14 protein-coding genes and 1 tRNA gene are annotated in these 19,599 nt (G+C 70.8%); 9 read left to right on the top strand and 6 right to left on the bottom strand.

All coding sequences use genetic code 11. From position 1 onward, the window contains the following. The first annotated feature begins 3 nt into the window (after positions 1-3). Positions 4-303 (top strand): DUF503 domain-containing protein, encoded by a 300-nt coding sequence (locus tag ACX80W_RS05475; protein ID WP_459281155.1) that lies wholly within the window; start codon positions 4-6, stop codon positions 301-303. A gap of 20 nt (positions 304-323) precedes the next feature. Here ACX80W_RS05475 and hrpA read toward each other — a convergent pair whose 3' ends face one another. Both hrpA and ACX80W_RS05485 read right to left on the bottom strand, forming a co-directional pair. Further along, on the bottom strand, positions 324-4,268 hold the full coding sequence (gene hrpA / locus ACX80W_RS05480) for an ATP-dependent RNA helicase HrpA (RefSeq protein ID WP_459281157.1): 3,945 nt from the start codon (positions 4,266-4,268) through the stop codon (positions 324-326). Between the two features lie 738 nt (positions 4,269-5,006). Continuing rightward, positions 5,007-5,984: a helix-turn-helix transcriptional regulator gene (locus ACX80W_RS05485; protein WP_459281159.1), complete on the bottom strand. Its 978-nt coding sequence runs from the start codon at positions 5,982-5,984 to the stop codon at positions 5,007-5,009. A 114-nt stretch (positions 5,985-6,098) separates the two neighbouring features. Between ACX80W_RS05485 and ACX80W_RS05490 the strand changes: the two genes are divergently transcribed. Continuing rightward, positions 6,099-6,731: a DJ-1/PfpI family protein gene (locus ACX80W_RS05490; RefSeq protein WP_459281161.1), complete on the top strand. Its 633-nt coding sequence runs from the start codon at positions 6,099-6,101 to the stop codon at positions 6,729-6,731. Next, positions 6,728-7,288, top strand: coding sequence for a DinB family protein (locus tag ACX80W_RS05495; protein ID WP_459281163.1), 561 nt, complete (start codon positions 6,728-6,730; stop codon positions 7,286-7,288). The genes ACX80W_RS05490 and ACX80W_RS05495 overlap by 4 nt, the downstream gene beginning before the upstream one ends. An 81-nt stretch (positions 7,289-7,369) precedes the next feature. Here ACX80W_RS05495 and ACX80W_RS05500 read toward each other — a convergent pair. The 4 genes from ACX80W_RS05500 to ACX80W_RS05515 all read right to left on the bottom strand — a co-directional run bounded on the left by ACX80W_RS05500 (position 7,370) and on the right by ACX80W_RS05515 (position 10,479). After that, positions 7,370-7,445 (bottom strand) — tRNA-Arg (locus tag ACX80W_RS05500). Between the two features lie 98 nt (positions 7,446-7,543). Beyond that, the gene (locus ACX80W_RS05505) at positions 7,544-9,061 is read right to left on the bottom strand and encodes an FAD-dependent oxidoreductase (RefSeq protein WP_459281165.1); all 1,518 of its coding nucleotides are present in this window, start codon (positions 9,059-9,061) and stop codon (positions 7,544-7,546) included. After that, positions 9,058-9,927 (bottom strand): FAD:protein FMN transferase, encoded by an 870-nt coding sequence (locus ACX80W_RS05510; protein WP_459281167.1) that lies wholly within the window; start codon positions 9,925-9,927, stop codon positions 9,058-9,060. Before ACX80W_RS05510 ends, ACX80W_RS05505 begins: the two co-directional genes overlap by 4 nt. A 3-nt stretch (positions 9,928-9,930) precedes the next feature. After that, the gene (locus ACX80W_RS05515) at positions 9,931-10,479 is read right to left on the bottom strand and encodes a hypothetical protein (RefSeq protein WP_459281169.1); all 549 of its coding nucleotides are present in this window, start codon (positions 10,477-10,479) and stop codon (positions 9,931-9,933) included. Between the two features lie 225 nt (positions 10,480-10,704). Between ACX80W_RS05515 and argS the strand changes: the two genes are divergently transcribed. The 6 genes from argS to rho all read left to right on the top strand — a co-directional run bounded on the left by argS (position 10,705) and on the right by rho (position 19,597). Then, on the top strand, positions 10,705-12,354 hold the full coding sequence (gene argS / locus ACX80W_RS05520; protein WP_459281171.1) for an arginine--tRNA ligase: 1,650 nt from the start codon (positions 10,705-10,707) through the stop codon (positions 12,352-12,354). A 2-nt stretch (positions 12,355-12,356) separates the two neighbouring features. Further along, positions 12,357-13,838, top strand: a complete 1,482-nt coding sequence (gene lysA / locus ACX80W_RS05525; RefSeq protein ID WP_459281173.1) for a diaminopimelate decarboxylase — start codon at positions 12,357-12,359, stop codon at positions 13,836-13,838. After that, entirely contained in the window at positions 13,835-15,163 is a 1,329-nt protein-coding gene (locus ACX80W_RS05530) for a homoserine dehydrogenase (protein WP_459281175.1), read from the top strand. The genes lysA and ACX80W_RS05530 overlap by 4 nt, the downstream gene beginning before the upstream one ends. Beyond that, positions 15,164-16,291: a threonine synthase gene (gene thrC / locus ACX80W_RS05535; RefSeq protein WP_459281177.1), complete on the top strand. Its 1,128-nt coding sequence runs from the start codon at positions 15,164-15,166 to the stop codon at positions 16,289-16,291. Next, positions 16,269-17,258: a homoserine kinase gene (gene thrB / locus ACX80W_RS05540; RefSeq protein ID WP_459281179.1), complete on the top strand. Its 990-nt coding sequence runs from the start codon at positions 16,269-16,271 to the stop codon at positions 17,256-17,258. The genes thrC and thrB overlap by 23 nt, the downstream gene beginning before the upstream one ends. Positions 17,259-17,551: 293 nt before the next feature. After that, the gene (gene rho, locus ACX80W_RS05545) at positions 17,552-19,597 is read left to right on the top strand and encodes a transcription termination factor Rho (RefSeq protein ID WP_459281180.1); all 2,046 of its coding nucleotides are present in this window, start codon (positions 17,552-17,554) and stop codon (positions 19,595-19,597) included. Positions 19,598-19,599 lie beyond the last annotated feature (2 nt).

Genomic DNA, 19,599 nt, shown 5'->3' on the forward strand with positions numbered 1-19,599 from the left:
GAAATGTGGATCGGCACGATCGAATTCGACCTGCTGCTCGGCGACGTCCATTCACTGAAGGGCAAGCGCTCGGTGGTGCGCCCGCTCGTGGCGGACCTGCGGCGCAGGTTCGACGTCGCCGCCGCGGAGGTAGAGAGCCTCGACCTGCACCGGCGCGCCGGGATCGGCGCCTCCGTGGTGGCGGCCGACCGGCGGCACGCGGTCGACGTGCTGGACGCCATCGAGCGTTTCGTGGCGGCCCGCCCCGAACTCGACCTGCTCAGCGCCCGGCGCCGGCTGCTCAGCACCGAGGACCTCGGGTAGGCCGGGAGCGCCCGCCCGGCTCAGGCGGCCAGCGCCTCGCCCAGGGCCGCCCGGATGCGTTTCTCGGAAACCGAGTACGCCGTGCCCAGTTCCTGGGCGAACAGGCTGATCCGCAGCTCCTCAAGCATCCACCGCACCCGCCGCAGGTCCGGCGGCACCTTCCGCGACCCCGCGGCCAGCGCCGCCACCGCGTCGTCGTACTCGTCCTCGAGTCGCTGCACGACGGCGGTGCCCGCATTGTCGCGGGCGACATTCGCGGAGAGTTTCTCCAGGCGCATCTCGATGCCCCGCAGGTAGCGGGGGAGGTGGCTGAGCTGGGTGTACCCGGTCTTCGCGACGAACCCGGGGTACACCAGGTGTTCGAGCTGGCTGCGGATGTCGTTGAGCGCGGTGATCATCGCAAGGCTCGTGGTGCCCTTGAGCTGCTTCGAGATCCTGCGGTGGCTCGCGAGGATCTTCTCGACGGTGGCCGTCACCGTGAACACCGTGTCGATCAGCTCCGCCCGCACGAGCTCGTAGAGCGCGTCGAACTCCTTCTGGGTCCAGGGCAGCTGCTCGGGGACGAGCTTGTCCACGGCGGCCAGCGTGCAGTCGCCGATCAGGGCCGCGACGGACCCGTGCGGATTCTGGCTGAAGGTGAGCTTCTCGGTGTTGCTCAGGTGCTCGAGGACGTACTTGGCGGGGCTCGGGACACGCAGCGACAGCAGCCGGATGACGCCGGCACGCATTGCCGCGGCCTGCTCGGACGCGTTGGGGAAGACCCGCAGGCCCACGGAGGTGGTTTCGTCGACGATCGCGGGGTAGCCGGTGACGAGGTGCCCGGCCACGGTGCGGGAGACCTCGCGCGGGACGGTCCCGAAGGTCCACGCCGTCGCCCCCGTGACCTCGGCCAGCCCCGGCGTTGCGCCGGCGGGCCCGCGCCCCGGTGCGCCGGAGGCCGCCGGCTGCGCCGACGTTGAGGTCCCGGCCCGCGGGCCGCGGCCGCTGCCGGTGTTCCCACCGGCGGGGCGGGTGGTTGACGGCGTCGCACCCAGGGAGGCCGCGATCGCCCGGCTGACGGCGGGGGCCAGGGAGGCCTTCAGTGCGTCGAGGTCCTGGCCCTCGCCGAGGACCTTCCCGTTTGCGTCCACCACCTGGAAGGTCATGGAGAGATGCGGCGGCAGGACCGACCAGTTCCACGAACCGGGCGGAATGATGTGGCCCTTCAGGCGCCGCAGGACGAGCTCGAGGGAGGCCTCGAGTTCATCGGACACCGGGTCGAAGTCGGCCTCCAGCGCGGCGACGGCGGAGCGTGCAACGTCCGGGGCGGGAATGAAGTTCTTGCGGATTCCCTTGGGCAGGGACTTGATGAGCGCCGTGACGAGCTCGACCCGCAGGCCCGGGATCTGCCAGCGGAACGGCCCGGATTCCAGCTGGTTGAGGAACAGCACGGGGATGCGCACCGTGACGCCGTCGGCCGCCCCGGGGGCGCCCGGTGAGAATTCGTAGGTCAGGGGCAGTTCGAAGCCGCCCTGGCGCCACGTGGTGGGGAAGGCCGAGTCGTCGAGTGCCTCGGCGTCCTCGGCGAGCAGGTCCTCGGGGTCGAAGTCGAGCAGATCGGGGTCCGCCTGGCGGGCCTGTTTCCACCAGGAGTCGAAGTGGCGTTCGGAGACGACCTCCCGGCCCACCCGGGCGTTGTAGAAGTCGAACAGGGTCTCGTCGTCGACCCTCAGGTCGCGGCGGCGCAGCCGGTTCTCGAGCTCCTCGATCTCCGCCAGGCGGGCCTGGTTGCGGTGGAAGAACTTGTGATGGGTCTTCCAGTCGCCCTCCACGAGGGCATGGCGGATGAACAGCTCGCGGGCGACTTCCCGGTCGACGCGGCCGTAGTTGATGCGCCGCTGCGGAACGATGGGCACTCCGTAGAGGGTGACCTTCTCGTACGCCATGACCGAGCCCTGGCGGCTCGACCAGTGGGGTTCGCTGTAGCTGCGCTTCACCAGGTGCGGCGCCACCTGCTCGGCCCACAGCGGGTCGAAGCGGGCGGCGACCCGCGCCCAGAGCCGGGAGGTCTCGACGAGTTCGGCGGCCATCACCCAGTCGGGGGACTTCTTGAACAGGGCCGAGCCGGGGAAGACGGCGAAGCGGGTGCCCCGGGCGCCCGCGTATTCGCGCTTGCGCTGGTCGTAGAGCCCGATGTGGCTCAGCAGCCCGGCGAGCAGGCTGATGTGGATGGCGTCGCTGTTGCCCACCGGGTCGATGGGGCCCGGGGCGAGGGTGATGCCAAGGGGCTTGGCGAGCTGGCGCAGCTGCGCGAAGAGATCCTGCCATTCGCGGACCCGCAGGTAGTTGATGAACTCGTTGCGGCACAGCCGGCGGAACTGGGTGGAGGACAGTTCCTTCTGCTGCTCCTCGAGGTAACGCCACAGGTTCAGGTAGCCGGTGAAGTCCGAGTGTTCGTCGAGGAAGCGCTTGTGCTTCTCGGCGGCGCTCTGCTGCTTGGCGGGCTGGTCGGCGGACGGCCGCTCGCGGGGGTCCTGGATGGTCAGGGCCGCCGCGAGGATCATGACCTCCTTGGCGCAGCCGCGCCCCGCGGCCTCGACGATCATGCGGCCCAGCCGTGGATCGACCGGGAGCTGGGCGAGCTTGCGCCCGACGCCCGAGAGTCCGCCGTCGTCGTTCAGTGCACCGAGTTCGCGCAGCAGCGCCACACCGTCGGTGATGGCCTTGGCGTCGGGCGGTTCGACGAACGGGAACTCCGCGATGTCGCGCGGACTCTTTGTGACGCCCAGCGCGGTCATCTGCAGGATCACCGCGGCGAGGCTGGTGCGCAGGATCTCGGGCTCGGTGAACGGGCGCCGGGACTCGAAGTCCTCCTCGGAGTAGAGGCGGATCGCGATGCCGTCGGAGACACGGCCCGAACGCCCGGAGCGCTGGTTGGCGGAGGCCTGGGAGACGCGTTCGATCGGCAGCCGCTGCACCTTGGTGCGGTGGGAGTACCGGGAGATGCGGGCCGTGCCGGTGTCGATGACGTACTTGATGCCCGGCACGGTCAGGGAGGTTTCGGCGACGTTCGTGGCGAGCACGATGCGCCGGTTGGAGCCGCCGGCGCTGAACACCCGGTGCTGTTCCTGCAGGGAGAGGCGGGCGAACAGCGGCAGTACCTCGGTGCCGCGCAGGCGCTGGCTGTTCTGGATCCGGGCCCGCAGGGCATCGGCCGCGTCGCGGATCTCGCGCTCGCCCGAGAAGAACACGAGGATGTCCCCGGGGGCCTCGCGGCAGAGTTCGTCGACTGCGTCGCACACGGCGTCGACCGGATCGCGGGCCTCCTCGAGCTCGTCGTCGGAGTCGCTCTCGCCGACGGGCGCATCCAGCGGCCGGTAGCGGATCTCCACCGGGAAGGTCCGCCCGGAGACCTCGATGATCGGAGCCGGCGCCGTGTCCGCCACGGCGGCGTCAGCGGCGAAGTGCCGGGCGAAGCGCTCGGGGTCGATGGTGGCCGAGGTGATGATGACCTTGAGGTCCGGGCGCTGGGGCAGGATGCGCTTGAGGTAGCCGAGGATGAAATCGATGTTGAGGCTGCGCTCGTGGGCCTCGTCGATGATGATCGTGCTGTATTTGCGCAGCAGGCGGTCGTGCTGGATCTCCGCCAGCAGGATGCCGTCGGTCATGATCTTGATCTTGGTGCTGCGGCCCACCTGGCCGGTGAACCGGACCTGGAAGCCGACCTCCTCGCCGAGCTGGACGTCGAGTTCCTCGGCGATGCGTTCGGCCACCGTGCGGGCCGCGAGGCGGCGGGGCTGGGTGTGGCCGATCAGCCCGTGCTCTGCCAGCCCGAGCTCCAGGCACATCTTGGGGATCTGGGTTGTCTTACCCGAGCCGGTCTCGCCCGCGATGATGGTGACCTGGTTCGCGGCAATGGCCGCCATGATGTCGGAGCGGCGGCCCGAGACGGGAAGATCCGCGGGGTAGGAAATTGTCAGTGCCATAGTTGCACCCCAGTCTAGTGCTCCGGCGCCGGAGGGGCCGTGGGTTGCGGGCGCAGTTCGGGGCAGGGCATCGCAGCGCGCCTGCTGGGCTGTGTCCCTCAGGGGCAGGACTGTCCCCGGGGCCGCCGGCAACCGATCTGCCCACTGGTCGAGGTCCATCAGTGGGCAGAACTTCCGCCCAGTGCTGCTTGGAGCACGTCTGCCCACTGACGGGCCCTCATCAGTGGGCATATCCAGACATGCCCATTGATCGAGCCTGATCAGTGGGCAGAACCGTCTGCTGACGCCGCCCTGAGCACGTCTGCCCATTGATTGAACCTGATCAGTGGGCAGAACCGTCTGCTGACGCCGCCCTGGGCACGTCTGCCCGTTGATCGCGGTCCATCAGTGGGCAGAACTTCCGCCCAGTGCTGCTTGGAGCACTTCTGCCCGCTGACGGGCCCTCATCAGTGGGCATATCCAGACATGCCCACTGACCGAGGCCAATCAGTGGGCAGAACCGTCGGTTGGCGCCGTCCTGAGCACGTGTGCCCGCTGATCGAGCCTGATCAGTGGGCAGAACCGTCTGCTGACGCCGCCCTGAGCACGTCTGCCCATTGATCGAGCCTGATCAGTGGGCAGAACCGTCTGCTGACGCCGCCCTGGGCACGTCTGCCCGTTGATCGCGGTCCATCAGTGGGCAGAAACTGGGCAGGCGCGACGACCATGGATCTCCGCGCAGCTCGCCCCCAATCAACCTCACCCGGCCGGGCCGGTCCCCACCCGCCCCGACGCCCGCTGCAGGCGCCCTGCGAGTTCGGCGGCGCGCACCCTCATGGCCTCGGGCTCCAGAATCTCGAACTCGACGTCGAGGGCGGCCAGCTGCATCAGGGGGTAGTCGATCGAGTCGAAGCCCGCCCGCAGGATCGTGGCGTCCGGACCGTCGCTGCTCAGCTCCGCGATGTCGGCCGGGATCCGCTGTTCGATCTCCCGGATTCCCGCGGCGAGCCGGATGACGGCGTCGTAACTGTAGGGGGAGCGCGTAATCGATTTCTGCACATACCGCGCCAGGTCCGTCGCCGGGAGCGCCCGGGGGGTGAACCGCGCCCGGGGAGAGGGAATGCTCCGGCACCGGTCCACCCGGAACGTCCGCCAGTCCTCCCGGACGCTGTCCCATGCCACCAGGTACCAGCGGCGCCCGGTGTCGACAAGCCGGTACGGCTCGACGAGGCGGCGGGCGGATTCGCCGTCGTGCCGCTCGTAGCGGAACGCGACGATCCGCCGCTCGGTGATTGCCGCAGAGAGCGCCGTCAGCACAGCAGGGTCCACCGGGGTGCTGGGGGCGGCCATGCGGGTCACCGCCGACCGCAGCCCCGAGAACCGGGGCCGCAGCCGCGCGGGCAGCACCTGTTCCAGCTTGGTCAGGGCCCGCACCGACGCTTCCCCCACGCCGGCCACGGGGCTCGCCGTGACGGCAGTCAGGCCGATCGCCACGGCGAGCGCCTCGTCATCGTCGAGCAGCAGCGGGGGGAGCTGCGCACCCGCACCGAGCTGGTAGCCGCCGGCGATGCCCGGGGACGCCGAGATGGGGTAGCCCAGGGTGCGCAGCTTGCCGATGTCCCGGCGGACCGTCCGCTCGGTCACCTCCATGCGCTGGGCGAGGGCGGGGCCCGTCCACTCCCTGCGCATCTGCAGGAGGGAGAGGAGGTGGAGGAGGCGGGCCGAGGTTTCCAACATGGACCCAAACTACCTCCGTCCAAGGACAAAAGCTGTCCGCAACGATTCCTAGGGTGGAGGGACAATGCAAGGATCAGCCGGGCCCGCAGCCCGGCGCCAGCGAGAGGAGACGCCATGGGCACACCACTGAACGTCCTGCTGTACCTTCCGGAGGGAATGGCCGACTGGGAGGTCGGCTATGCGTCAGCCGAACTCTCCGGCGGACAGTTCCTGCGCCCGGAGCGGCAGGTAAGTCTCTCCACCGCTTCGGCGGACGGCGGTCCGATCCGCACAATGGGCGGCATGACGGTGATTCCGGACACGGCGCTCGCCGACCTGACCGGGGACGGCATCGACGCACTGATCCTTCCCGGTGGCACCGGCTGGGAGGACGCCGCCGCCAACGCCGACGTGCTCGATCTCGCCGCACGGCTGAAGGACCGCGGCGCCCCGGTGGCGGCGATCTGCGGCGCCGTCGACGCCCTGGCCGGCGCGGGGCTGCTGAACGACGTCGCGCACACCGGCAACACCGCCGACTCCCTCGCGGCCCACGAGGGGTACTCGGGCTCCGCCCTGTACCGGGAGCAGCTCGCCGTGGCCGAGCGCGGCATGGTCACCGCCGGATCCTGGGCGCCCGTGGAGTTCGCCGCCGAAATCTTCCGCACGCTCGAGGTCATGGACGAGGAGACCCTCGCGAGCTGGCTGCTCTTCTGGGGCAGGCGGGATGTCCGCGGGATCTACCAGCTGATGGAGGCGCAGGCCCAATGAGCACCGCCGGGGAACTGTCCGAGCAGCTTTCGTGGCACTGGGAGAACCAGGCGCGGCCGCGGCTCGAAGGACTGACCGACGCCGAATATTTCTGGGAACCCGTTCCCGGCTGCTGGAGCCTTCGTCCACGGGAGGAGTCGAGCGCGCCGATCGCCGCCGGCACGGGGCGGTTCGTGCTCGAGTATGCGGTTCCGGCGCCGGATCCCGCGCCGGTCACCACCATCGCCTGGCGGCTGAGCCACCTGATCGTCGGCGTGCTGGGGGAGCGGGTCGGCTCCCATTTCGGCGGGGAGCCGATCACCTACCGCAGCTTCGACTACCCGGAAACGGCAGACGCCGCCCTGGCGCGCCTGGACGGGCTGTACACGCAGTGGACCGGCGCCGTGTCGGTCCTCAGCGGAGAGGAACTCGCCCGCCCGGTCGGCCCCGCCGAGGGGCCCTTCGCCGACTACCCGATGTCGGCCCTGGTGCTCCACATCAACCGGGAGATGATCCACCACCTGGCGGAGGTGGCCCTGCTGCGCGACCTGTACCGGGACGGCGCCGCGCGGCGCTGAGGGCGCGGGCCCCGGGAAAGACAAAGCGCCGCCGTCCCGAAGGACGGCGGCGCTGAGATGCCGGTTTTTCCACCCGGCCGGTGGTGCCCTCGATAGGATTCGAACCTACGACCTTCTGCTCCGGAGGCAGACGCTCTATCCCCTGAGCTACGAAGGCATGGGACGGTTTTTCTCCGTCTCCGTAAGGGACTTAATGAGCTTAGCAGGTGGACTCGGCGGAGTGGAAACGGACGCTTCTCCGGCCCGCTGCCGCGGCTAATAGCCGAAGAACGCGTCGGTGGTGACCCTGCCGCCGCCGGCCTTCTTCACCTCGGCGCGCAGGTGCGAGATGATCAGCGGCGAGCCCGAGACGTAGACCCGCCGCGAGGGCAGGTCGGGCACTTCGGCGGTGAGCTGGTCCGCCGTCGGGTTCCCGGGCCCCCCGTAGCGCCAGCGCGGGGGCAGCGGAATGCCGTCCTCGGCCGGATCGCGCGGGGCGAACAGGACGACGGGCGTGCCGAGCTCCGCGAGCTCGTCCCGGTAGGCGATGTCCCCCGTCGAGCGCACCACATACACCAGCACGACGTCGCGGTCCTGGCCGCGCCGGGCGACGTCGCGCAGCTGGCTGATGAACGGGGTGATCCCGATTCCGCCGGCCGCCAGCAGCAGGGGAACCGAGGGGTCCTTCGGCAGCCGGAAATCCCCGCCCACCAGGGTGCCGGTCACCGTGGCGCCGGACTTCAGGCCCAGCAGCGCCTTCTTGAAGCTGCTGCCGGGTTCGCTGACCCGCAGCCCGAAGCTGACGGTGTCCCGGTCCTGCGGGGCGGAGGTGATGCTGAAGAACCGCCGGGAGCCGCGCCCGTCGGTGCGCTCGTGCGGCAGGTTCAGTTCCATGTACTGGCCGGCCTCGAACCGGACGGGGTGGGCGGGGGTGAACACGAGTTCCGAGCTGGTGGGCGTGAGGTCCCTGCGCCCGGCGAACTGTAAGCGGACCCGGCGCCGCTGGCCCGCCAGGAAGGCGACGGCGTTGCCGATGACGAGCGCGAACTCCGGCCCGAGGAACACCGGGCCGAGGGAGGGCTGGGCGGCGAAGACGACGGCGACGACGGCGGCCGTCGCGAGCTGCTGCCAGCGCAGCGGCGGCAGCGTGAGCGGTTCGGTGAGCATGAACCCGACGAGGAACAGCACCGGATACGAGGTAAGGACCAGCTGGGCCGCGGCCAGCGGCGGGAGCCCGCCGGAGGCGAGGCCGGCCACGAGGATGGCCGTGCTGAGCACGACGAAGACGGCGCCCATGGTGAACTTCCTCGTCCGGTGAAGGAGCACCAGTGCGCCGGCCAGGACGAAGGGAAGGAGGTAGGGGTTCGCCACCCACCAGCCGGCCGCGGAGACGCCGAACAGGGTGGCGGCGACGGCGCCGGCGGCCGCGGGGTTGAAGATGTGCCGGCCGCGCACCGCGAGGAGGAACTTCGAGGCGGCCGCGGCGAGCCCGGCCACCGCGATGCCGCCGAGCCCGGGGCCGTCCAGGGTGGGGAACATGATGAAGAACAGGATCAGCCCGGTGATCAGCGCCGACTCGTTGTGCGGCCGCATCCGCAGGATCAGTGCCATGATCCGGGTGCCGCCCCACGTCGAGAGCAGCGCGGTACCCAGGGTCGCCGTGAGCTCCGCCGGGGTGAAGGCGAGCAGTCCCGCCGCGGAGAACGCGAGGGCGGCCGCGGTGAGCAGGAGCAGGAGGTAAAGGGTCAGCCGGTACATCGGGATCCGGCCCAGCAGCTGGTCCAGGCTCGTCATCGGGTGAACAGAGCTCCATTCAGGGTCGGGGAGAACCGGGCGTGCCCGTCGGAAAACACCTGGACGAAGTCGAAGACGAATTCCTCGGCCAGCACCTCGGGCTCGGCGAAGAACAGTGCCGTGGCCAGGGCGTCGGCGGTCATGGTGTCCGCCGCGAGGACCCAGGCCGCCACGACGGTCTCCACGCTCCTGCCGGTGCGGGCATCCACCACGTGGTGCAGGCCCTCTCCCCAGGCCCGGCGGTTCGAGGCGGAGGCGCACAGCGCTCCTCCACGCAGCTGGACCGTTCCAATGGCCCGGGCGGGATCGTAGGGATGTTCAAGCCCCACGGTGATGGCCGTGGTGCCCGAGTGGAGCATATCGCCGCTCGCATCGACGAGGAATTCGGTATGGCCCGCTTCGGCGAGCAACCCGCCGACGAGGTCGACGAGCTGGCCCTTGCCGGCGGCGCCGACGTCGAGGGTGACGGGCCCCCGGGCGGTGAGGACGGACCCCTCCCAGTCGAGGGCCGCGTCCCAGGGCCGGGCCGGGGCGGGCGGCCCCTTGGGAGTGAAGCTGTAGTGCGCGTCGTAGCCCTGGTGTTCGAGGACGGAGCCGACAAGTGGGGACATCGACCCGCCGGTGAGCCGGTACAGCCTGCGGTACAGCCGGCCCAGGGCGGCGCCGTGCTCGGGGAGGTGGAGCCGGCCGCCGCCGGCGGCAAGGCGGGCGACGGCGGAGTCGGCGCGGAAGCGGGAGTACAGCGCGTCGTAGTCCTCGGTGAGCCTCATCACCGCGGCCCGGATCCCGGGCTCAAGCGGCGCAGCGGTATCGATCTGCCAGCGGGTCCCGATGGCCTCGAAGGAGAAGCTGGCCCCGGCCGCCATGGACTACAGCCTGGCTTCGCTCTTGATGAGGTCCGTCGCTTCGGCGAAGCCCCCGCTGGTGAGTGAGGACCCGGCCACCTTGTCGACCTTCAGCTCGTCGAGCTTCTTGCCGACGATCTCCTCCTGGATGCCCCCGCTGAACCGCGCCTGGTACAGCTTCGCCGTGGGATTGGACGGCATCGGCTCGGTGGCCACCGCGGTGACGACGTCCTTCTCCAGGGTCAGGGTCACCCCGATCTCCTCCGTGCCGCCGGGGGAGACGTAGGAGCCGACCTGGGTGAACTCGCCGTCCTCGTACACCTGCCCCGCCGCGGCACCCCCGGCCGCCTCCCCGGAGGTGGACGGCGCCGCTTCGGTGGGCTCCGCGCCTGCCGACGTTTCGGCCGGGGCGCTGCTTGCGGCCTCCCCGGCGGGTTCCGAGCCCGGGGACGGGGCGGTTCCGGCGCAGCCCGCCACGCCCAGGAGTGACGCCGCCGCCAGGGCATGAAGCACGCGCTTGCCGGTGATGGTGCGGGTGCGGGTGTCGGCGGAGCCGGCTTTGAGGTCTTTCACGGCGATTATCTCCTTGACGGTGGGGCCCGGGGATCGCCCGGCCGGGTCGTGCCGGGCGGACACTTGTGACTCAACAATTGTGCAGCAGCCCGGCGCGGACAACCCGGCTGCCCTGTATTCGTTTCCGGGAGGGGCCTGGATGGTGCCGGAAGCGTCCAGCCCGCCCCGGCTGTCCCACCCGTCACACAAAACGGCAGCCACGGCGTGCGCCGTTATGCTGGACGGGTGACTCCTGAAGAACTCTCCGCCGCTATTTCCGCCTGCCTGAAGACCGCCGTCGCCGACGGGGAATTCGACATCGAGCTTCCCGCGGAAGTGCGGGTCGAGCGGCCGAAGAACCGCGAGCACGGGGACTGGGCCACGAACATCGCCCTGCAGCTCTCCAAGAAGGCCGGCATGAACCCCCGCGAGTTCGCCGGGATCCTCAAGAACCGCCTCGAGGCGATCGACGGCGTGGCCTCGGTGGACATCGCCGGCCCGGGATTCCTCAACATCACCCTGGCCGCCGGCGCCGCGGGCGAACTGGCCCGCACCATCGTCGAGGCCGGCACCGACTACGGAACCAACTCCACCCTGGCCGGGCGCAAAATCAACCTCGAGTTCGTCTCGGCCAACCCGACCGGCCCGATCCACATCGGCGGCACCCGGTGGGCCGCAGTGGGAGACGCCCTGGCGCGCATCCTGCAGTCGCAGGGCGCCGACGTCACCCGCGAGTACTACTTCAACGACCACGGCGCGCAGATCGACCGCTTCGCCCGCTCCCTCTACGCCAGCGCCCTGGGCCAGCCCGCGCCCGAGGACGGATACGGCGGCCAGTACATCGTCGACATCGCCCAGCGGGTCCTCGCCAAGGACCCCTCGATCCCCTCGCTGCCGGAGGACGAGGCGCTCGAGCAGTTCCGTGCCATCGGCGTCGACCTGATGTTCACCGACATCAAGAAGTCGCTCCACGACTTCGGCGTCGACTTCGACGTGTACTTCCATGAGCACTCCCTCTTCGAAAACAACTTCGTCGAGGGCTTGCTCGAGCAGCTGAAGACCTCGGGGAACCTGTTCTTCGAGGACGGCGCCTGGTGGCTGAAGTCGACCGACTTCGGCGACGACCGCGACCGCGTGGTCATCCGCTCCGACGGCACGCCCGCCTACATCGCCGGTGACATCGGCTACATGGTGAACAAGCGCCAGCGCGGGTTCGACCTGAACATCATCATGCTCGGCGCCGACCACCACGGCTACGTGGCCCGGCTCAAGGCCGCCGCCGCGGCGCTGGGGGACGACCCCGACACCATCGAGGTGATGATCGGCCAGCTCGTGAACCTGGTGAAGGACGGGACGCCGGTGCGCATGTCCAAGCGGTACGGCACCGTCGTCACCCTCGAGGACCTCGTGGAGGCCGTCGGCGTCGACGCCGCCCGCTACACCCTCGCCCGGTTCTCGGCGGATTCGAACATCGACATCGACCTCGACCTGCTGACCCGGCGGAGCAACGAGAACCCCGTCTTCTACGTGCAGTACGCCCACGCCCGCACCCACGCCGTGGAGCGCAACGCCGTCTCGGCCGGCGTCGACATCAGCAGCTTCGACGCCTCGACGCTGGGCCACCCCACCGAGGGCGAACTGCTGGCCGCCCTCGGACAGTTCCCCGGCGTCGTGGCGCAGGCCGCGGCCTTCCGCGAACCGCACCGGGTCGCCCGCCACCTCGAAGTGATCGCCGGAACCTACCACCGCTGGTACGACGCCTGCCGCATCGCCCCGATCGGCGGGGAACCCGTTGAGGAGGTCCACCGCAGCCGGCTCTGGCTCAACAACGCCACCCAGCAGGTGCTCGCGAACGGACTGGCGCTGCTCGGGGTGTCCGCCCCGGAAAGGATGTGAGCATGACGGCCGGATCACCCCTCGCCCCGGACTGGCTCACCGTCCCCGCGGACCCCGCCGCCCTGGAGCGCAAGCTCTGGGCCCGGAACGTCGAGCGGTCCGCCGGCGGCGTCCTCGAGGTCGACGGCGTGCCGGTCGAAGACCTGGCCGCCGAGTTCGGCACGCCGCTGTTCGTCGTCTCCGAGGCCGACTTCCGCGCCCGGGCCGCGGCATTCCGCGACGAGTTCCGCGCCGCCTTCGCCGGAATCGGCGGGGGAGTGGACGTCTACTACGCCGGCAAGTCCTTCCTCTGCTCCGAGGTCGCCCACTGGGTCGCCGAGGAGGGGCTGAACCTCGACACCTGCTCAGGGGGCGAGCTCGCCGTCGCCATGCGCGCCGGACTGCCCGGGGAACGGCTGGGCCTGCACGGGAACAACAAGTCCGCCGCGGAGATCCACCGGGCGCTGGACCTGGACCTCGGCCGGATCGTCGTGGACAGCCTCGAGGAGATCGGGTTGGTCGGTTCCCTGGCCGAGGCCCGCGGGGTGCAGGCCAACGTGCTGCTGCGCCTGACCCCGGGCGTGCACGCCTCCACGCATGAGTTCATCGCCACCGCGCACGAGGACCAGAAGTTCGGCCTCTCGCTCGGCCCCGACCCGACCGACCCCGACGGCGCCTCCCCCGCCACCCGCGCCGTCGACGCGGCGCTCGCGCACCCCGGCCTGCGCCTGCTCGGCGTCCACTGCCACATCGGCTCCCAGATCTTCGAGGCCGAAGGCTTCGAACTCGCCGCCCGCCGGCTGCTCGGCTTCCTGGCCGCCGTCCGCGACCGGCACGGGGTCGAACTGCCCGAACTCGACCTCGGCGGCGGGTACGGCATCGCCTACACCGAGGCCGACGTCCCGCGCGAACCCGGCGAGATCGCCCGGGCGATGGCCGCCGTCGTCGGCTCCACCTGCACCGAACTCGGACTGGCCGTCCCGCGGATCTCGATCGAGCCCGGACGCGCAATCGTCGGACCCTCGACCTTCACCCTGTACACCACGGGCACCACGAAGACGGTCCACGTCGACACCGCCGGGCCCGGCGGGCCGGCCACCCAGCCGCGGCGCTATGTCTCCGTCGACGGCGGCATGAGCGACAACGCCCGCCCGGTGCTGTACGACGCGGACTACTCGGCGGTGCTCGCCTCGCGCGTCTCCGCGGCCGACCCGGTGCTTTCCCGCGTCGTGGGCAAGCACTGCGAGAGCGGCGACATCGTCGTGCGCGACGTCTACCTTCCCGGCGACACAACGGCCGGGGACCTGCTCGCCGTCCCCGGCACCGGGGCCTACTGCTGGGCGCTTTCAAGCAACTACAACTACCTCGGCCGCCCCCCGGTGGTGGCCGTCGCCGGCGGTGAGGCCCGGCTGATCGTCCGCGGTGAGACCGAGCAGGACCTGCTGGCCCGCGACGTCCAGCGCGCCACCGCCACCCCGACCCCAGGAGCCCGATCCAGCGCATGAATCTTCCCGATGCCCCCGCCAAGCCCCTGCGCGTCGCCCTGCTCGGCGCCGGAAACGTCGGCTCCCAGGTCGCCCGGATCCTCCTCGACGACGCCGCGGCGCTCGGCTCCCGCGCCGGGGCGCCGCTTGAGCTCACCGGCATCGCGGTGCGCTCCCTCGACGCCGACCGCGGCCCCGGCATCCCGCGGCACCTGTTCACCACCGACGCGGAGGCCCTCGTCGAGGACGCCGACATCGTCATCGAGCTGATGGGCGGCATCGAGCCGGCGCGCACGCTGATCCTGCGGGCCATCGAGCACGGCGCCACGGTGGTCAGCGGCAACAAGGCGCTGCTCGCCCAGGACGGCCCGGCGCTCTACGAAAAGGCCGACGCCGCCGGCGTGCAGCTGTCCTACGAGGCGGCCGTCGCCGGGGCGATCCCCATCCTGCGCCCCATCCGCGACAGCCTCTCGGGCGACCGGATCACGCGGGTGCTCGGCATCGTCAACGGCACGACGAACTACATCCTGGACCAGATGGACACCACCGGGGCGCAGTTCGCCGACGCCCTGCGCTCCGCGCAGGAGCTCGGCTACGCCGAGGCCGACCCCACCGCCGACGTCGAAGGCCACGACGCCGCGGCGAAGGCCGCCATCCTCGCCTCGCTCTCCTTCCACACCCGCTTCGCGCTGGAAAACGTCCACTGCGAGGGCATCACGCAGGTCACCGCGGATGACATCGCCGCGGCGCGGGCCGACGGCTACGTCATCAAGCTCCTGGCCATCGCCGAACTGCTGCAGGACGGGGCCGGCGACGACGGCGTCAGCGTCCGCGTCCACCCCACCCTCCTGCCCCGGGAGCACCCGCTGGCCGCGGTGCACGGGGCGTTCAACGCAGTGTTCATCGAGGCCGAAAACGCCGGCGAACTGATGTTCTACGGCCAGGGCGCCGGGGGAACCCCCACCGCCTCGGCCGTGCTCGGCGACGTCGTCAGCGCCGCCCGCCGCATGGTGCTCGGCGGCCCCGGCCGCACCGAGACCACCACCGGCCACGTGCCGGCGCTGAGCATCGACACAGTCAGCACCAGCTACTGCATCGGGCTCGACGTCGCCGACCAGCCGGGGGTGCTGGCGCGCATCGCCGCCATCTTCGCCGACAACGGCGTCTCCATCGAGACGATGCGGCAGAGCATCCACCAGCCAAGCCCCGGCGCCGAGGGGACGGCGGAGCTGCGCATCGTCACCCACCGCGCCACCGAGGCCTCGCTGGCGGCGACCGTCAAGCAGATCGCGGCGCTGCCCGTGCTCAATTCAGTGACATCCGTTCTTCGAGTAGAGGGAATCTAAGTGGCCCACCAGTGGCGCGGGGTAATCCGCGAATACGCCGACCGACTGCCAGTGACCGACGCCACGGAGGTCGTCACCCTCGGCGAGGGAGGCACCCCGCTCGTGCGGGCCAAGGCCCTCTCGGAGCTCACCGGCTCCGAGGTCTACCTCAAGGTCGAGGGGATGAACCCCACCGGCTCCTTCAAGGACCGCGGCATGACCATGGCCATGACGGCGGCGGTCGCCGCCGGCGCCAAGGCCGTCGTGTGTGCCTCCACCGGCAACACCTCGGCCTCGGCCGCCGCCTACGCCACCCAGGCCGGCATCACCTGCGCCGTCCTGGTGCCCGACGGCAAGATCTCAATGGGCAAGCTCAGCCAGGCCATCGCCCACGGGGCCCAGCTCCTCCAGGTCAACGGGAACTTCGACAACTGCCTCGACGTCGCCCGCAAGCTCGCCGAGGCGTACCCGGTGTTCCTCGTGAACTCCGTCAACCCGGCCCGGCTCGAGGGCCAGAAGACCGCCGCGTTCGAGGTGGTGGACAGCCTCGGGGACGCCCCCGACTACCACCTGCTGCCGGTGGGCAATGCCGGGAACATCAGCGCCTACTGGAAGGGGTACCGCGAATACGCGGCGCCCTACGCCACGGCCGACGGCGAGCTCCCAGCGGTCGCCACAAAGACCCCGGTGATGTGGGGCTTCCAGGCCGAGGGCGCCTCGCCGCTGGTCAAGGGCCACCCCGTGACCGAGCCCGACACGATCGCCACGGCGATCCGGATCGGCAACCCGGCCTCCTGGGACCTCGCCGTCGCCGCACGCGATGACTCCGGGGGACTGATCGAAGCCGTGACCGACGACGAGATCCTGGCGGCGCACCGCTGGCTGTCCTCCCGTGAGGGCGTCTTCGTCGAGCCCGCCTCGGCGGCCGGCGTCGCGGGGCTGCTGAAGAAGCACGCCGAGGGCGCCGTCCCCCGCGGCAAGAGAATCGTCATCACCGTCACCGGCCACGGGCTGAAGGATCCGCAGTGGGCCCTGCGCACCGCCGACGGCTCCGACGTCGAGCCGACCAAGGTCGAGTTCGACGTCGTGAGCGTCGCGGCGGCGCTGGGCCTCGAAGAGACTGCGGATGCGGGCCGGGCCGGTGCCTGAGGACGCGGTGCTCTCGGCCCCGGCACGCATCGTGGACGCCGGGCAGGTCATCGAGGTGACAGTGCCGGCGACGAGTGCGAACCTCGGTCCCGGGTTCGACAGCCTGGGGCTCGCGCTCGGGCTGTTCGACACGGTGCGCGTGCGCACGGTCGACACCGGCACGACGGCGGTGGTCCCGTCCGGCGAGGGTGCCGGGCTCCTGCCCACCGACGGCTCGCATCTCGTGGCCCGGGCCCTGCTCGAGACCCTCGCCAACGCCGGCTGGTCGGCGCCCGGGCTGGAGATCGAGACGGTCAATGTGATCCCCCACGGGCGCGGACTGGGTTCCTCCGCCGCGGCCATCGTCTCCGGCGTCCTCGCCGCCAATGCGCTGCTGCCCGGGGCGCACCGGCTCGACGACGCGGCCGTGCTGCAGTGGTGCTCGACGCTCGAAGGCCACCCGGACAACGTCGCGCCGGCGCTGCTCGGATCGCTCGCGATCTCCTGGGAGACCGGCAGGGCCTTCCAGAGCACCCGGGTGGAGGTCCACCCCGACATCATCCCCATCGCCGCCATCCCCGACGCCGCGCTGTCCACCGAGAGCGCACGCGGCCTGCTGCCGACCTCGGTGCCGCACGGAAGCGCGTCGGCCAACGCCGGCCGCGCCGCGCTGCTCGTGCATGCGCTCACCGTGCGCCCGGACCTGCTCCACCCGGGCACGCGCGATGCGCTGCACCAGGAGTACCGCGCCTCCGCCATGCTCCCGAGCGCGGCCCTGATGCAGTCCCTGCGCGCCCAGGGGTTCGCCTCGTTGATTTCCGGCGCCGGCCCCACGGTCATGACCCTCGCCGTCGGCGGGGAGGAGGCCGCGCGGGCCCTCGACGCCGCCCGCGCGCTCACCGCCGCGTCCGACACGCCGGGGAGCTGGCGGATTCTGCGGCTCGATGTTGCGCGGGAAGGTGCTAAAGTGGAAGTGCACCAAAGGTAGGAACCGCACTTACGGTTTTGAAGCGTGCCTCTGCTGAGCCGGCCGTCCTTGTCTTAGACCGCCGAGAAACTGCAGGTTTATCAGCAGTGGCGCAATCTCCGGTGTAGCCTCCGAACTCATCGTTGTGCGAACAGGTCCGACCTGGCGCACAGAATTCCCCAGGCTTCCAGCACATGCGGCGAACCCGCCATAACGGGTCAGCCAATCACCTCCTGCCCATCTAGAGCGGCAGCGGGGCTAACCTACGCGGCACACTTCGAAAGTGGCCGCCCGACGAGGGGGAAGGATCCTTCGTGACTGATACCACTGACCTGTTGCCAGGTGTGGATACATCCAGCGCTGAGCCCGTCAGCGCACCGGCTTCAAAGAGCAGCGGACTCGCTGGCCTGAAGCTGGCCCAGCTCCAGGCGCTTGCCGGACAGCTGGGCATCACCGGCGGCTCGAGGATGCGCAAGAGCGACCTCGTTTCCGCAATTTCAGACCACCAGCGGGGTTCGGCCGTCGCCGACCGCCAGCAGGCACCGGCCGCGGACCGCCAGCAGGCACCCGCCGCCCGCCAGGACGCCGCACCGGAGGCCGCCGAGGGCGCGGCCCCGGTTCAGGCCGAGCGTGCCCCGCGCACCCGCAACCGCAACCGCCGCGCCGGAAGCGACGGCGTCGTCACCGCGGCGCAGGGCGCGCCGGAGGCAGCCGCCGACACCGCCGTCGAGCCCGCAGCCGCCGAGGCGCCGGCCGAGACCCCCGAGCGCGCCAACGGCGACCGTGAAGGCTCCGGCCGCGGCCAGCGCAACCGGCGCGGACGCCGCGGCGATGACCGTTTCGAGGCGCAGGCCGCCGAGGGCGCCGACGCCGAGGAGACCCGCACCGCCGGCGACAACGGCCAGCAGGGCGAGGGCCGTGACCGTGGCGAGCGCCGCGGGCGCAACCGCGGCGAGCGTGACGACGACACCCGCGGCGAGCGCACCGACAACCGGGGCGGCGACAACCGCAACGACACCCGGGCCGACCGGGGCGGCGACACCCGGAACGACGAGGAGGGCCGCGGACGCAACCGCCGCAACCGCTCCGGACGCAACTCCCGCGAGGAGGAGCGCACGAGCAGGTTCCGCGACCGCAACGACCGCAACGACCGCCGCCGCGGGCGCAACGCCAACCCCGACGTCGACGACGTCGAGGTCACCGAGGACGACGTGCTGCTGCCCGTCGCCGGCGTCCTCGACATCCTCGAGAACTACGCCTTCGTGCGCACCTCCGGCTACCTGCCGGGCCCGAACGACGTCTACGTCTCCCTCGCCCAGGTCAAGAAGTACAACCTGCGCAAGGGCGACGCCGTGGTCGGCGCCATCCGCGCACCCCGCGACGGCGAAACCCAGGCGAGCACCCGGCAGAAGTTCAACGCGCTGGTGCGGGTGACCTCGGTCAACGCCATCCCGGCCGAGGACCTGAAGGACCGGGTGGAGTTCGCCAAGCTGGTGCCCCTCTACCCGTCCGAGCGCCTGCGCCTCGAGACCGAGCCCAAGAAGATCGGTCCCCGCGTGATCGACCTCGTGGCTCCCATCGGCAAGGGCCAGCGCGGGCTCATCGTCTCCCCGCCCAAGGCGGGCAAGACGCTGATCCTGCAGGCCATCGCCAACGCGATCACCATCAACAACCCCGAGGTCCACCTCATGATGGTCCTCGTCGACGAACGCCCCGAAGAAGTCACGGACATGCAGCGCACCGTGAAGGGCGAGGTCATCGCCTCGACCTTCGACCGGCCCGCCGACGACCACACCACCGTGGCCGAACTCTCCATCGAGCGCGCCAAGCGCCTCGTGGAGATGGGCAAGGACGTCGTCGTGCTCCTTGACTCGATGACCCGCCTGGGCCGTGCCTACAACCTGGCCGCTCCGGCCTCGGGCCGGATCCTCTCCGGTGGCGTCGACTCGGCCGCGCTGTACCCGCCGAAGCGCTTCTTCGGTGCGGCTCGCAACATCGAGAACGGCGGCTCGCTGACCATCCTCGCCACCGCGCTGGTGGAGACCGGGTCCAAGATGGACGAGGTCATCTTCGAGGAGTTCAAGGGCACCGGCAACATGGAGCTCCGCCTGTCGCGCCACCTGGCCGACAAGCGCATCTTCCCCGCCGTCGACGTCAACGCCTCGGGTACCCGCCGCGAGGAGAACCTCCTCTCGCCGGACGAGGTCAAGATCATGTGGAAGCTGCGCCGGGTGCTCTCCGGGCTCGAGCAGCAGCAGGCGCTCGAACTGCTCACCAACAAGATCCGGGAGACGCAGTCCAACGTGGAATTCCTCATGCAGGTCCAGAAGACCACGCTGGGTTCCAAAGACTCGGATTAGCG

This window comes from Arthrobacter melezitosi (genome assembly GCF_054511055.1).

Excerpts from the sequence above, each read along its gene's own strand:
- ACX80W_RS05475 (WP_459281155.1), top strand. The coding sequence starts at position 4 with ATGTGGATCGGCACGATCGAATTCGACCTGCTGCTCGGCGACGTCCAT.
- hrpA (WP_459281157.1), bottom strand. The coding sequence starts at position 4,268 with ATGGCACTGACAATTTCCTACCCCGCGGATCTTCCCGTCTCGGGCCGC.
- ACX80W_RS05485 (WP_459281159.1), bottom strand. The coding sequence starts at position 5,984 with ATGTTGGAAACCTCGGCCCGCCTCCTCCACCTCCTCTCCCTCCTGCAG.
- ACX80W_RS05490 (WP_459281161.1), top strand. The coding sequence starts at position 6,099 with ATGGGCACACCACTGAACGTCCTGCTGTACCTTCCGGAGGGAATGGCC.
- ACX80W_RS05495 (WP_459281163.1), top strand. The coding sequence starts at position 6,728 with ATGAGCACCGCCGGGGAACTGTCCGAGCAGCTTTCGTGGCACTGGGAG.
- ACX80W_RS05505 (WP_459281165.1), bottom strand. The coding sequence starts at position 9,061 with ATGACGAGCCTGGACCAGCTGCTGGGCCGGATCCCGATGTACCGGCTG.
- ACX80W_RS05510 (WP_459281167.1), bottom strand. The coding sequence starts at position 9,927 with ATGGCGGCCGGGGCCAGCTTCTCCTTCGAGGCCATCGGGACCCGCTGG.
- lysA (WP_459281173.1), top strand. The coding sequence starts at position 12,357 with ATGACGGCCGGATCACCCCTCGCCCCGGACTGGCTCACCGTCCCCGCG.
- ACX80W_RS05530 (WP_459281175.1), top strand. The coding sequence starts at position 13,835 with ATGAATCTTCCCGATGCCCCCGCCAAGCCCCTGCGCGTCGCCCTGCTC.
- thrB (WP_459281179.1), top strand. The coding sequence starts at position 16,269 with ATGCGGGCCGGGCCGGTGCCTGAGGACGCGGTGCTCTCGGCCCCGGCA.